We start from the raw sequence: 14,696 nt of genomic DNA, 5'->3' as shown, positions 1-14,696 counted from the left end.
ATTTGTATGATAGAATCCACGTGTTATCACTGTGGGAATGATTGCGATGCATTAGCAATTACCTTTGATCAAAAAACATTCTGCTGCAATGGGTGTAAAACTGTATATGATATTTTTTCGACGAATGATTTATCCTGTTATTATGATTTACAATCTGCTCCTGGTGCCATTCCTAAAGAAGTTGAAAAAAAATACAATTATCTCGATACTCCTGCTATTGCTGAAAAATTAATCGAATTTAGCGATGGTACTACAGAGATTATAACATTATATATTCCTCATATACATTGTAGTTCTTGTATCTGGATATTAGAAAATTTACATAAGCTTGAATCTTCAATTACCAATTCTCAGGTTAATTTTCCGAAGAAGACCGTTCGAATTACTTTTAGTAATGAAAAAATATCACTGAAAGAAGTAGTTATGTTACTCAATTCTATTGGTTATGAACCTTACATAAGTCTTGATGATTATTCAGAAAGAAAAAAATATATCGACAGGAGTTTGATCTATAAATTGGGAGTTGCCGGATTTGCTTTTGGGAATGTCATGTTCTTGTCGTTTCCAGAATATTTTGAAGTATCTGAATATTGGTTGGAGCAATATAAATATGTATTTCGTTGGTTGATGTTTATTTTTTCATTGCCCGTTGTATTATATGCTGCACAGGACTATTTCGTTTCAGCTTTTAAAGGATTGCGATCCAAAATATTGAATATAGATGTGCCCATTGCCTTAGGAATTGTAGTACTTTTTCTGAGAAGTACTGCGGAGATCATATTTGATTGGGGAACCGGTTTTTTTGATAGTCTTACGGGATTAGTGTTCTTCTTATTACTGGGTAAATTTTTTCAACAGAAAACCTATTCCTTTTTGTCATTTGAAAGAGATTATAAATCTTATTTCCCAATTGCCGTAACTCGATTAGTTTTTGACAAAAAAAAGAAAGTTAACACCGAAGAAAGTATTCAGGTGTATGATATTAAGGAAGGGAATCGACTACTTATACGTAATGGAGAGTTGATACCCGTAGATGCTATATTAATTAAGGGAGCCGCAAGAATTGATTATAGTTTTGTAACCGGAGAAAGCGAATCGGTGACTAAAATATCTGGTGATAAACTATTTGCAGGAGGCAAGCAGTTATACGGAGCCATAGAAATTGAAGCGACAAAAACGGTAGCACAAAGTTATCTTACTCAGTTATGGAGCAATAATGTATTTAGTACAGATAAATCAGCATCCTTTACCAATTTAACCGATATCATTAGCAAATATTTTACTGTAACTATTTTGTGCGTAGCAATCATCGCTACAATTTTTTGGATGTTTGTAGATTCCTCAAAAGCTATCAATGTTTTCACTGCAGTATTGATTATAGCGTGCCCTTGTGCACTAGCTTTAGCAAGACCTTTTGCTTTGGGAAATATGCTTCGAATTTTTGGGAAAAATAAATTCTATCTTAAAAATGCAGATGTTATAGAACAGTTAGCTCTGACGGATAGTATAATTTTTGATAAAACAGGTACCATAACAACCAATACTGCTACTAAAATTGAATACGAAGGGATGGAACTAACTCCAGAAGAAGAATCCTTACTCAAAAATACATTGAGAGCATCCAATCATCCACTTAGCAGAGCATTGTATAATATGTTAGATGAGCAAGACATACATACACTTGATGAATTTCAAGAATATATAGGAAAAGGAATTGAAGCCAAGTTGGCAGAAAGTACTATAAAAATAGGTTCTTCCAATTTTGTAGGAAGTAACGAATTTTCAGCAATACAAAATACGAATGTTCATATAAGTGCAAACAATGAGTATAAAGGGCGATATGTTTTTCATAATCAATATAGAAAGAATGTAAAGAACGTTTTTGATACTCTAACCAGAACTTATAAATTATCTATTCTATCCGGTGATAATGAAGGAGAAAAAACACACTTGGAACAATTACTTCCAGAAGGTACTTCTCTGTTATTTAACCAAAGACCTGATGACAAATTAAATTATATAAAATCATTGCAGGAGTCAACAGAAAAAGTAATCATGATTGGTGACGGACTGAATGATGCCGGTGCTTTGGCTCAAAGTAATGTAGGGATTGCTATTTCAGAAAACGTAAATGTGTTTTCTCCAGCCTGTGATGCAATTTTAGATGCTTCTCAATTTGACAAAATCCCTAAGTATCTCAAAGTTTCCAAAAAGACAATCAAGATTATCAAATCGAGTTTTGTTTTGTCATTCTTGTACAATAGTGTAGGTTTATATTATGCAGTTACAGGGCAATTATCTCCAATTATTGCAGCTATATTGATGCCATTAAGTTCTATTTCTGTAGTTGTTTATGTAACGATATTAACCAATTGGAATGGAAGAAAAATAAAACTTCAGGAATCATGAATATAGTGGATGATCATAACCCGATAGAACATTTTCAGAAATGGTTTCATGAAGTTGATACAGCACATCCAGAAGATGAAATTAATGCAATGTTGTTGTCAACCAAAGGTTTAGATGGTTTTCCTAAAAGTAGAATAGTACTACTGAAGCGCTTTACTTGGGAAGGATTTATATTCTTTACCAATTATAATAGTGAGAAAGGAAAAGCAATAGCCCAGGATAGTAAGGTATCCCTTTTGTTTAATTGGACAAGGTCAAATCGAGAAATCTTGATTTCGGGCAAAGCAGAAAAGCTTCCGGAAAACTTGTCCGAAGGATATTTCGAATCTCGTCCTGAAGGAAGTAAATTAAGTGCCTGGGTATCTAACCAAAGCAAGGTGATTGCTTCCCGAAAAATATTAGAGGATCGTTTGAAAGAATATGAAACCAAATTTAAAAGCAAAACCATTCCCAAACCTGATTATTGGGGTGGGTACATTGTTAAACCTTCACAGATCACGTTTGTTGAAGGTGATTCCTTAGTAAGAATTAATCGTACAACAAAATATAAGCTACAACCTGATTATAGTTGGTCTAAAGATATATATTATAGTAAGTAACAAGTACTATCGATCTTCAGAAAGACCATTCTTTATCTGACATGTTTTTAGCCCTAACAAACGATATAAAGGACACCAGCCTATAAATCCGGTGATCACAAGGACTCCCGACAATGATAATAAAACAATGCCTAAGGTATCGGCTATATAATTATTGTAAAACAAGTATGCTAATACTACACCAATAATAATTCTGATTGCAGAATCGATTTTTCCTAGATTTTTTTTCATGATTACTAGATATCAATTGTTCATAATATACTTCTAACAAAATTCTAAAAGAAATAGGAAGTAAAAGCTGATAAATGTCATTTTTTACAATTAGTAATAAGCTAACCTTTGTAGTGTACAACCAACAAATAGGTATAACCATTAAAACCTGAAACTTAAAAATTCACATTATGAAAGATATCACTAAAATTATTGTTCCTTTCGATGTGTCTACCACCACAGAAAGTGCTTTACAGTATGCTATTAGTTTTGCGGGCGATGACCAATCAATCCAAATTTTGTTAATTCATACTAGTAAATCGTCTGATAATAGTGCGATTCAAAAGGAATTAGAGGTTAGAATTGCCGAAATTAAAAAAGATAATCCTTATTTCAGAGGTATTCTGAATTCAGTTGTAAAATCAGGAGAGTTAATAGAGAATATTTTAGAAACTCAAAAAGAGCAACAGGCAGATCTAATTATCATGGGAACAAAAGGCTCCGAAGATGATTCGGCTATGACTAACACTTCTAAACTCGTATTAGAAGCAGATTGCCCTGTAATTGCTATTCCAGAAAGTACAAAAGAGTTTAGGATCAAAAAAATAGCTTTGGTGTTAGGTCAAAATGAGATAGATGATGCTACGGTGCTTGAAACTCTATTAGATATTGCAAGACGTTTCCACGCGCAAGTTCATGTATTAACTATTTGTAATGAAGAAGGTTGTTATGGATATACCCCTGCTGATGAAAAAAATGAAAACACAATAGGGTACTATCTTGAGAACTTCTACTCACATCATACCTTTCAGGAAAATACAGATATTGAAAAGGGAATTTTCGAATATATCAATGATAAAGAAATTGATCTATTAGCTATTCTACCAAGAAATCATGCTAAAAAGAATGAGCCATCAGAAGGAAGGCTTACTAAACTATTGACACTTCATACCGAAATCCCACTTTTGGCAATTGATTAAAATTAAGAAAACAAAATTCAATGATATTCATCATATTTTGATGAGTTTTCAATGTTGTTATTTGTCAAAAAAGAGCTGTATTAATGATGAAAAGTATTCTCATCTCCCAATAAACTCAATTAATAGATAATAAATGAAAGCACATACATTTCATATTCCCGTTATGGGAATTGGATTTACCATTGATACACCATTAAAAGTTTCACATTTAGGAATCGATTCTGCAATCTCATTGGTAGACGATATACTCTTAGAAAAATTAAGAAAAACATATTGCACTAAATTTCAGATTGCCTATAATGAGATAACCGAAAGTATAGAGGATTTTAGAGCTAAAAGAATTACTTCATATCTTAATTTGATCAATAATCTGGCAGAAAAGAAATTTGAAAACCTTAAAAACATTGCAAACGGATATCATGGTGATTTAAAACAATATATCAACATACTACCAGATACTTCAGTATTAAAGCAACAATTCCAAGAGTTGATGTCTAATAACTTTAATGTACAAGAAATCAAAAACTGGGTAGAAAAGAACTTAACAATGGGCAGTATTGATGTTAATATCATGACCAAAGTTGATAAAGAAAATTATCTTCATAAAGAAAAATTACCTTCTATATATAACGATGCACATGCTGCATTAAGAGGATATGCAAATAGCGATTTATGTTCATCCTTAATCCTGTCAGCAGGAATGAATCCAAGGCTATATAGCTATATTGAGCAATTTGAAGATTTTTTTCCAGACGTACATGGCACCATAAAGAAGAAAATTGTTTTAAAAGTAAGTGACTATAGATCAGCCTTAATTCAGGGTAAGTTTTTAGCTAAAAAAGGAATTTGGGTCTCAGAATATAGAATTGAATCGGGACTTAATTGTGGCGGCCATGCATTTGCTACTGATGGGTATTTATTAGGACCAATTCTAGCTCAATTTAGAGACAATAGAGAAGAATTAATTCAATCTATTCATGCTATTTTAATTAGTGCATTATCGGCTAAAGAAAGAGCTGTTCCTCAATCTGTATTAGATATTAAAATAACCGCTCAAGGAGGTGTAGGTAACGCAGGAGAACATCAATTTATTCAGGACTATTATGAAGTAGATTCTATTGGATGGGGTACACCATTTCTTCTGGTTCCAGAGGCAACCTCTGTAGATAATGAAACCTTGGGTAAACTAGTAAAAGCAAAGGAAGAGGATTTGTATTTAAGTGATATTTCTCCCTTAGGAGTTCCATTTAATAGCTTAAAAGGAAACACAAAAGATATAGAAAAACAGGTGTTGATTAATAAAGGAAGGCCTGGTAGTTCTTGTCCAAAAAAATATGTAGCCTTGAATAAAGAGTTTACAGAAAAAGGTATTTGTACAGCCTCACGACAATATCAACATAAAAAAATCATCCAATTAGAAAAAGAAGACCTTTCTCCAGAAATGTATCAAAAAAAATACAATAAAATTATAGAGAAATCTTGCACCTGTGTTGGTTTAGGAACAGCAGCACTATTGGTTAATGATATAGACACCAAAGTAGAGAGTAATGGTGTTTCTATTTGTCCAGGACCTAATATGGCATATTATTCCAAGACCATGAATTTAAAAGAGATTACAGATCATATCTATGGGTCTTCTAATGTAGCCAGAGAAGATCGTCCTAATATGTTTATAAAAGAACTTACTATTTATATTACATACCTTAAAAATATGGTAAAGGAACTGGATGAAATAGCCGACAAAAAGCAGCAAAAATATATGTCTGTTTTTGCAAAAAATTTACAAGATGGAATTATGTATTATCGAGAGGTCTTTAGTAAGGCAACAATCAGTTTTAAAGAAAGTAATGAGCTCTTATTAAAAGATTTAAATAAGGAAGAACAAACTCTTAATCAAATAAGCAGAGAGATTGCTGTATTATAATCGTGAAAGAATAGGTATGTCAAAACTATACCTGTTAAATTCATTTTTCATGTATCAAAGTGCTGAAATTCGCAAAAACATTTCGAATGAAACCTGACAAATGTCATATTATAAAATGATTAATAAACTAACATTTGTGATATACCAATAAATATTCTTTTTATGAAAATAGTAAAACACTTATGCGTTCTATTTTTAATCTTTTTTACTACAAATGTATTTTCTCAACTTACAATCGAAGCAGATTTAAGAACAAGGTTTGAATACCGTCATGGATTCAATAATCTATTTCCTGATGATGCAGATCCGGCAGCATTTGTAACCCAACGTACCAGATTGAATATAGGTTATGAACAGGAAAGATTGAAGTTGTTTGTTAGTGTTCAGGATGTGAGTACTTGGGGAGATACACGTCAGATTTTAATAAGTGATGGTAATGATTCTTTTTCATTGTTTCAGGCTTGGGGTCAAGTATTTTTTAATGAAAAATGGTCTCTAAAGGCAGGGAGACAGGTTATCTCTTATGATGATCAACGTATTTTTGGAGAACTTGATTGGGCGATGCAGGGACGTTTTCACGATGCTGCTTTGATAAAATATGATACTAATACATTCAAAGTAGATGTAGGTGCAGCCTTCAGTCAGCAAGGACAATCTAATGAAGGAACTGGGTTTAATATCCAAGGATTCTTTACCTATAAAGCGATGCAATATGCATATTTAAAGAAATCTTGGGAGAAAAGCTCAGCTAGTTTTTTATTCCTTAATTCAGGATTCCAAAAATTCACAGGAGTTAATAATGATGAACCAGATGGAGTTTTCTATCGACAAACTGCGGGCTCTTATTTTAGGTTTCCGATAAACAAAGTAAATCTTGCGGGTAGTGCTTATTATCAATTCGGAAAAGCAGATGCGGATACAGATCTCAGTGCCTACCAGATATCTTTAGAAGCTACTTATAAACCAGGGAATGTTTTATATGGATTAGGAGTGGAGATATTGAGCGGAACAGATCAGGATGGTGACAGCAAGAACAAATCTTTCTTCCCGCTATATGGTACGAATCATAAATTCAACGGATTTATGGATTACTTCTATGTAGGTAACCACGCGAATAATGTAGGCTTAAATGATCTATACGCTAAGTTCGTTTTCAAAACTGGTTCAGAATCAAGCGTATTATTAAAAGGACATTACTTTATGGCCAATGCTGATCTAACAACTGATGCGGATAAGTACCTGGGAAAGGAAGTGGATGTTGTTTTTACACAGAAAATCATAAAAAATGTAAAACTGAACCTTGGATACTCTCATATGTTCGCTTCAGAAAGTATGAGTCTTATAAAAGGAGGAAGACCAAATGATAATACTAATAATTGGGCTTGGGCTCAATTGATTATTAACCCGAATCTTTTTACAACAGATTTTAAGAAAAACAAAGAATAATCCTTATCTTAATTAATTGAATATGAAATGATTGTGTTTTGTAGTCGAATCATTTAATTCTTTTAAGATTTAAACTGAATAATATGCCAATCAAAAGTTATTTAGCCCATCCACATACAGGTAAAAAAAACGAACTTATTGAAACATTATCTAAAATGAATCAATGCGAAGTAATGCCTGCTCAAAATAAAGACATCCTTATCTTAATCACAGAAACAAATAATAAGACGGATGAAGCAATTCTGAAAGAAAAATTAGAAACTATAGAAAGTTTAAAATTATTAGCAATGGTATCTGGATTTAACACACCTCAAAACAACTAGTACTATGTATACATCTCTAACCAATAGAAGAAGTTTTATAAGAAAAATGGCTATGCTATCTGCAATGACTGCAGCTGCGACCATGTTTCCGGGAATTTTGTTCGCCGATGAGCAAGAAAAAGGAATCCCAAACGGAGCTAATTTAGATTGGAAAAAAGCACCGTGTCGATTTTGTGGTGTGGGTTGTGGAGTTCTAATTGGTACTGAAGATGGAAAAGCTATTGCTGTAAAAGGAGATCCAAAATCACCTGTGAATAAAGGATTATGTTGTGTGAAAGGCTATCATTCTATTATGGCACTGTATGGCAAAGATAGATTAACAAAACCTTTGGTAAAGAAAAATGGCCAATATGTAGAAACGTCCATGAAAGAAGCATTGGATTTGATCGCTTCCAAAATGAAAGAAACCATCAAAGATCATGGCAAAGATGCAGTATCGATTTACGGATCTGGTCAATGGACGATTCCTGATGGGTATGTTGCTTCTAAATTGTTTAAAGGTTGTATAGGTACCAATAACGTAGAAGCAAATGCGCGCTTGTGTATGGCAACTGCTGTAACTGGTTTTTTGACTTCTTTTGGACTCGATGAACCTATGGGATGTTATGAGGATATTGATTATGCCGATACTTTTGTGCTATGGGGTAATAATATGGCGGAAATGCATCCAGTGTTATTTTCCAGGTTATTAGATCAACGACTAAAAAGGGGGTCGAAAATTATCGATTTTGCTACGAGAACTACACGAACAAGCATGGCGGCGGATACATCAATTATATTCAACCCACAATCAGACTTAGCTGTGGGTAATGCCATTTGCTATGAAATTATACATAATGGTTGGATGAATTCGGTATTTATTGAGGAGCATTGTAATTTTAGCAAAGGACTCACCAAAATGGGTTATGGTCTTGAGGACAACTATAAATTTACAGACAAGCCTGAGAAAATCAATTTTGAAGCCTATAAAAAGTTCTTAGATGATTATACTCCTGAAAAAGCTTCTAAAATTTCTGGTGTATCGGTAAAAGATATCAAATATATGGCTGCGCAGTATGGTGATCCAAATAAGAAGGTGATGTCCTTTTGGTGTATGGGACCAAATCAGCATTCGCGTGGTACCTGGATGAATAATATTATTTATAATATTCATTTATTAACTGGTAAAATATCAGAACCAGGTAACAGTCCATTTTCTTTAACGGGCCAACCTAGTGCATGTGGTACAGTGAGGGAAGTGGGTACCTTAACCCATAAACTCCCTCATGGTGTGGTGATGAATAAAAAACATCGCGAGTTTGCTGCAAAAATATGGGATGTTCCGGTAGAAAATATTGACCCCAAACCGACCTATCATACCGTAGAAATGTTTAGGGCATTGGATCGCGGAGATATTCGTTTTATGTGGATTCAGGTAACTAATCCTATGGTGACTATCCCAAAATTGAAGCGTTATAGAGATGGAGCAAAGAAAGAAGGACGTTTTATTGTTGTTTCTGATATATATCCAACACCAACTACAGATATCGCAGATGTGATTTTACCGTCGGCTATGTGGATAGAACGTGAAGGAATGTATGGGAACTCAGAACGTCGTACTCAATATTTTGAGCAAATGGTGAATCCTCCTGGAGAAGCGATGAGTGATACCTGGCAATTAATAGAAGTTGCAAAACGTCTCGGATATGAAAAACAATTCTACTATAAAGAAGAAACCCATATCGAAGAGATATATAATGAATACCGAAAACATCATGTAGGTAAGAAACATAATATGGCTCCTCTGGAAGTGTTGAAATCCCAATCTGGTGCTATGTGGCCATATGTAGACGGTAAATCTACTCAATGGCGTTTTAATGCAAAATATGATCCAGCTTGTTCTAATGGTAAAAAATTTCATTTTTATGGGAAACCAGATGGTAAAGCGGTCATCTGGCAGCGTCCATATGAGCCTGCTGCCGAAGAACCTGATCAGGAATATCCGTATTGGTTAGGAACAGGTCGTGTAGTGGAACATTGGCATACAGGATCCATGACACGTAGGATTCCGGTGTTACATCAAGCGATGCCACATGGATATGTAGAATTAAATCCTGGAGATGCTAAACGACTGCAAATCAAAACAGGAGATAATGTAAAACTGACAACAAGACGAGGAGAAATTACCTTACCAGCTTCTGTAAATCAACGAGGTATACCCGCTCCGATGCAGGTATTTGTTCCGTTTTTTGATGAGAATATGCTGATCAATGATATTACGTTGGATTCTTTTTGTCCGATTTCAAAAGAGCCCGATTATAAAAAATGTGCTGTAAAAGTTGAAAAAGCCTAACTTATGAAAAAGAGATTAGGTATCATATCGTTTTTTACACTGCTTTTCATCGTTTTCATCCTTGTATGGAATTATAGCTATGAAAAAGGCTTGGAAGAAGCGTATATTCCAATTTCGGATGCTGCGCCAACATCTATAATTCCTTCAGAAAAAGGAGTTTTTGAACGTTCTGAATATGCATTGGAATATCTCAATATGCCCGTAGATGAAGAACATCAAAGAACATTAGCAACGTATTATAACAATCGAGCATATCCAGGAGCACCGCCCAGTATTCCGCATCCATTAATAAAAGGAGAGCGTGGTATGGGAGGAAAAGCCTGTTTACAATGCCATCAGAATGGTGGGTTTACGGAGAAATTTAATGCGTATGCTCCAGTGACACCGCATCCAGAGATGATCAATTGTCGACAATGTCATGTTGCACAAACTGAGAAAACCCTATTTAAAGAAACTACTTTTTTCAAAATGTTTGCGGCATCAGTAGGAAATAATAATGCATTACCAGGTAGTCCACCTGTAATACCACATCAAATCCAGATGCGTGAGAATTGTTTGTCCTGTCATGCAGGTGCTGCAGCTCCAAAGGAAATTAGAGTTACCCATCCAGAACGAATTAACTGTCGCCAATGTCATGTGCCTGCACAAGAGATTGTAAACACTGCAGTTTTTTCAAGAAAAACCCATACAAATGATCAGTAAAAGAAGTTATATATACGTACTGGGAAGTTTGCTTGTAACCGGGCTGTTTTCGTGTAAGCATAGCGAAGGAGAATATCACAGTTTAACAGATAAAATAGAAGCAGAAAGTAAGAATTATCATGGGACGACTATTTCTTCAGAATCATATATAGGAGATATCAAAACCATAGAGATTACGGAAGGAAAACATACGTTCTTAATTCCCGAACGTAAGAGTCAGATTACATCATATGCTTGTATCGAATGTCATACAAAACCACTAAAGGAACTTAAAGGTGTTGATTTAAAGAAAGCACACTGGGATATTAATCTGGTACACGCTAATGAGAAGGTTATGAATTGTGCTACTTGTCATAACGGTGATAATATGAACAACCTAAAAAGTTTAACAGGTACTGCTATTGATTTTAACCGAAGTTATCAACTGTGCGCGCAATGTCATAGTCCACAGTTTGAGGATTGGAAAGGAGGTGCACACGGAAAAAATATAGGAGGATGGTCCACACCAAGAGCGGCAATGACCTGTGTGAATTGTCACAATCCGCACAAACCTAAAATTGAATCCAGATGGCCTTCAAGGTTTAATACACAGAAAGTAAAAGAAAGAGAATGATCCAATAACATTTTATTGTGATTTTAATACAACATAAGCTATGAGTGGAATTGGAAAATATTTTAAGCTGAATCTAAATAGTACAACCAAACAAACTTCAGGTGGATCCTGTGGTTGTGGAAGTACTTCAGGTGGATGTGGTTCTCAAGTAAACGAATCAACTCCTGTTAAAACATCTTGTGGTTGTGGAAATACTTCGGGAAGTTGTGGTTCTCATAGTGTCCCTGAGGTTAGTGAACAGGAATTCTTTGATGCTGCGGTAGATGCTGCTATTGGAGACGAGCGCAAAAAAGATGGTTTTGATCAAGTGTTTGAAGTGAAAATGGACCGGCGTACAGCTTTCAGGAAATTAACTGCTAGCCTTATGATTGGAGCAGGTGCAGTAAGTACTTCTTGTAGTGTAATTACAGGAGATGAAGGTAAAGAAAAAGCACAGATTGATTGGGAAGAGCAGTTTAAAGGAAACTATAAATTGATGACAGATGAGGAGCGAAATGCTACAGTAAATAGATTGGTACGATCTTATGAATTACGTAAAAAACAAAACATAACCATGAAATCCACAGACGCAGCAAAAGATGTGTTGTTTGGATATGCATTTAATATATCTAAATGTCAAGGTTATATGGATTGTGTAAATGCTTGTGTCAAGGAAAATAATCAAGATAGAAATTCTGAAATGCAGTATATCAGGATTCATGAGATGAAGGATGGAGAAGGATTTAAGTTTAACGAAGCTGATGATAACTATTATCACGAAGTACCTGCAGAAGGTCATTTTTATATGGGAACCCAATGTTTTCATTGTGACAACCCTCCTTGTGTAGAAGTGTGTCCTGTAGAAGCTACATGGCGTGAAGATGATGGATTAGTGGTAATTGATTATGACTGGTGCGTAGGTTGTCGCTATTGTATGGCAGCATGTCCTTATGATGGTCGACGATTTAATTGGAGTAAACCAGAAGTTCCAGAAGAAGAGGTAAATAAAAACCAACATTATCTAGGGAATCGCATGCGTAAGAAAGGTGTGATGGAAAAATGTACTTTTTGTGTACAACGTTCCAGATCAGGAAAAGACCCCGCTTGTGTAGAAGCATGTCCAACTGGAGCTCGGATTTTTGGGAATTTATTAGATCCTAATAGTACAATCCGATGGGTACTAGAAAATAAAAAAGTTTTTAGATTAAAAGAAGATCTGGGTACCGAACCTAAGTTCTGGTATTTTATGGATTGATAGTATAATAAAAAGATGGTTTTACGTGAGGGATAGGAGCGGCATCCTTTTTTAATGTCATCCTGAGCTTGTCGAAGGATAAGACTTTAAAAAAGATATAGCGGATAGCCCGACCCGTCTTAGGCGGGACACGCCCAAAAAATAATATACATGAAAACACTCAAAGTTTTTGGAAGTTTAGTTAAAGATAGCTTCGATACGATTACAAAAGGTTCCATGAAATACTTGTTATGGATGGGATTTTTGACTTTTGTGATGATAACAGGGATGTATTGCTATTCGATACAACTAGAGTATGGCCTGAGTGTAACAGGAATGACGGACAGAGTAAGTTGGGGATTATATATATCTAATTTTACTTTTTTAGTAGGCGTAGCGGCGGCGGCAGTGATGTTGGTGATGCCAACCTATGTTTTAAAAGATATTGATTTTAAACAAGCGGTACTTATTGGAGAAGGACTCGCTGTAGCAGCATTAATTATGTGTCTAGCTTTTGTGGTAGCCGATATGGGTGGTCCTTCAGTATTATGGCATATGATTCCGGGTATTGGGGTATTTAATTTTCCAAATTCTATGCTTACTTGGGATGTACTGGTGCTTAATGGATATTTGTTTTTAAATATTTCGATTCCGTTTTATATTTTATTCCAACGGTATCAAGGAAAAGTTCCGAACCCCAAAATATATGTTCCCGGAGCCATTTTATCCGTTTTCTGGGCTGTTGCGATCCACTTAGTAACCGCTTTCTTATATCAGGGATTACAGGCAAGACCTTTTTGGAATAATGCGTTATTAGGCCCTCGTTTTTTGGCGTCAGCTTTTGCTGCAGGACCTGCATTAATTATTTTGGTGTTAGCGATTATCCGAAGTTTTACAGAGTTTAAGATAGAAGATAAAACTATCAAAAAGATAGGAATGATTGTGACTGTGGCGGCACAGATCAACTTGATCATGCTGGTATCTGAATTATTTAAGGAGTTTTATGCACCTACACATCATAGTGAGAGCGCGTATTATTTATTCTTTGGGTTACACGGCAAAACAGCTTTATTACCTTGGATCTGGACGGCAATTCCGTTGAATGTGCTCGCAACAATTTTACTTACATTTGGTAAGTTACGGAACAATTTGAGGGTATTGTATTTTTGTTGTTTTATACTATTTGTGGCTATCTGGATAGAAAAAGGATTTGGTTTGATTGTTCCAGGTTTTATTCCCGGACCTTATGGTAAAATAGCAGAATATACTCCTACAGGAATTGAGATTGGAGTAACACTTGGTATATGGGCATTGGGAGCTTTTGTTTTTACTATTTTGGCAAAAACAGCGATTCAAATAGAGACAGGGAAATTACAGTTTGGATCAAAGAAAAAAGTAATGGAAGTCAAGTAATATGTAAGAATTTTTATGATCAAAGTAATATAAAGATAAAAGCTGAATTTTTTGGTTTGCCCTAAAATTCAGCTTTTTGTTTTAACGTTCAACTTGGTAGGTGTATCTTTTATTTCCGGTAATAATGTTTCCTTCATAATCGTAGAATTGAGTGATGTAATTTACGAACCTATTATATTGTGGAGTAGCACTGTTTCGTGATATATTCCGTATGTTTTGTAATGTTCTCATGATGATTAGTTTTTTTGATCCGCTTATGACGGAGAGGTTGATGTTTTTTTTATTGGACTACCTAAAACGTCTTTTGGCGTTCCAGATATTTCCGTTTGTTGTTTTTAATTTTTTAGTAATTTGATTGTTGTCTAAAGTTCTCATGATTTTGATTTTTAATCCACCAGAGGCGGACAGGTTGATTGATGTTTTTTTATGTTAGACTATCTAAAACGTCTTTTGGAGTTCCAGATATTTCCGTTTGTTGTTTTTAATTTTTTAGTAATTTGATTGTTGTCTAAAGTTCTCATGATTTTGATTT

The 14,696-nt window shown here is 34.7% G+C and carries 13 protein-coding genes; 11 read left to right on the top strand and 2 right to left on the bottom strand.

Translation table 11 applies throughout. The features are described from left to right. Positions 1 to 6 precede the first annotated feature (6 nt). Positions 7 to 2,409 (top strand): heavy metal translocating P-type ATPase metal-binding domain-containing protein, encoded by a 2,403-nt coding sequence (locus Q0975_RS00065; RefSeq protein WP_299431270.1) that lies wholly within the window; start codon positions 7 to 9, stop codon positions 2,407 to 2,409. Next, positions 2,406 to 3,008 (top strand): pyridoxamine 5'-phosphate oxidase, encoded by a 603-nt coding sequence (gene pdxH / locus Q0975_RS00060; protein WP_299431267.1) that lies wholly within the window; start codon positions 2,406 to 2,408, stop codon positions 3,006 to 3,008. Before Q0975_RS00065 ends, pdxH begins: the two co-directional genes overlap by 4 nt. 6 nt (positions 3,009 to 3,014) lie before the next feature. On the opposite strand, the gene Q0975_RS00055 is transcribed toward pdxH, so the two are convergent. Continuing rightward, complete coding sequence (locus Q0975_RS00055; RefSeq protein ID WP_299431264.1) at positions 3,015 to 3,239, bottom strand: DUF2892 domain-containing protein; 225 nt, start codon at positions 3,237 to 3,239, stop codon at positions 3,015 to 3,017. A 170-nt stretch (positions 3,240 to 3,409) separates the two neighbouring features. Here Q0975_RS00055 and Q0975_RS00050 point away from each other — a divergent pair, with 170 nt between their 5' ends. The 9 genes from Q0975_RS00050 to dsrP all read left to right on the top strand — a co-directional run bounded on the left by Q0975_RS00050 (position 3,410) and on the right by dsrP (position 14,164). Beyond that, entirely contained in the window at positions 3,410 to 4,198 is a 789-nt protein-coding gene (locus Q0975_RS00050) for a universal stress protein (protein WP_299431262.1), read from the top strand. A 133-nt stretch (positions 4,199 to 4,331) separates the two neighbouring features. Continuing rightward, entirely contained in the window at positions 4,332 to 6,122 is a 1,791-nt protein-coding gene (locus Q0975_RS00045; protein WP_299431259.1) for a hypothetical protein, read from the top strand. A 162-nt stretch (positions 6,123 to 6,284) separates the two neighbouring features. Continuing rightward, positions 6,285 to 7,568 carry an alginate export family protein gene (locus Q0975_RS00040; RefSeq protein WP_299431257.1) on the top strand — a complete coding sequence of 428 codons (1,284 nt, stop codon included), beginning with the start codon at positions 6,285 to 6,287 and terminating at the stop codon, positions 7,566 to 7,568. An 83-nt stretch (positions 7,569 to 7,651) separates the two neighbouring features. Continuing rightward, positions 7,652 to 7,891, top strand: a complete 240-nt coding sequence (locus Q0975_RS00035; RefSeq protein ID WP_299431255.1) for a hypothetical protein — start codon at positions 7,652 to 7,654, stop codon at positions 7,889 to 7,891. Between the two features lie 4 nt (positions 7,892 to 7,895). After that, the gene (locus Q0975_RS00030; protein WP_299431253.1) at positions 7,896 to 10,223 is read left to right on the top strand and encodes a molybdopterin-dependent oxidoreductase; all 2,328 of its coding nucleotides are present in this window, start codon (positions 7,896 to 7,898) and stop codon (positions 10,221 to 10,223) included. A gap of 3 nt (positions 10,224 to 10,226) precedes the next feature. After that, entirely contained in the window at positions 10,227 to 10,925 is a 699-nt protein-coding gene (locus tag Q0975_RS00025; protein WP_299431250.1) for a multiheme c-type cytochrome, read from the top strand. Further along, positions 10,915 to 11,538 (top strand): cytochrome c3 family protein, encoded by a 624-nt coding sequence (locus Q0975_RS00020; RefSeq protein WP_299431248.1) that lies wholly within the window; start codon positions 10,915 to 10,917, stop codon positions 11,536 to 11,538. Before Q0975_RS00025 ends, Q0975_RS00020 begins: the two co-directional genes overlap by 11 nt. Before the next feature lie 40 nt (positions 11,539 to 11,578). Then, the gene (locus Q0975_RS00015) at positions 11,579 to 12,772 is read left to right on the top strand and encodes a 4Fe-4S dicluster domain-containing protein (RefSeq protein WP_299431245.1); all 1,194 of its coding nucleotides are present in this window, start codon (positions 11,579 to 11,581) and stop codon (positions 12,770 to 12,772) included. A 150-nt stretch (positions 12,773 to 12,922) separates the two neighbouring features. Continuing rightward, entirely contained in the window at positions 12,923 to 14,164 is a 1,242-nt protein-coding gene (dsrP, locus tag Q0975_RS00010; protein WP_299431242.1) for a sulfate reduction electron transfer complex DsrMKJOP subunit DsrP, read from the top strand. An 81-nt stretch (positions 14,165 to 14,245) separates the two neighbouring features. On the opposite strand, the gene Q0975_RS00005 is transcribed toward dsrP, so the two are convergent. Beyond that, entirely contained in the window at positions 14,246 to 14,395 is a 150-nt protein-coding gene (locus tag Q0975_RS00005) for a hypothetical protein (protein ID WP_299431239.1), read from the bottom strand. Positions 14,396 to 14,696: the final 301 nt, after the last annotated feature.

It is taken from the genome of uncultured Aquimarina sp., assembly GCF_947500065.1.
Taxonomy (GTDB): Bacteria; Bacteroidota; Bacteroidia; order Flavobacteriales; family Flavobacteriaceae; genus Aquimarina.
Note: the sequence above shows the minus strand (reverse complement) of the source record. Positions and strands in the feature narration are given on the sequence as shown.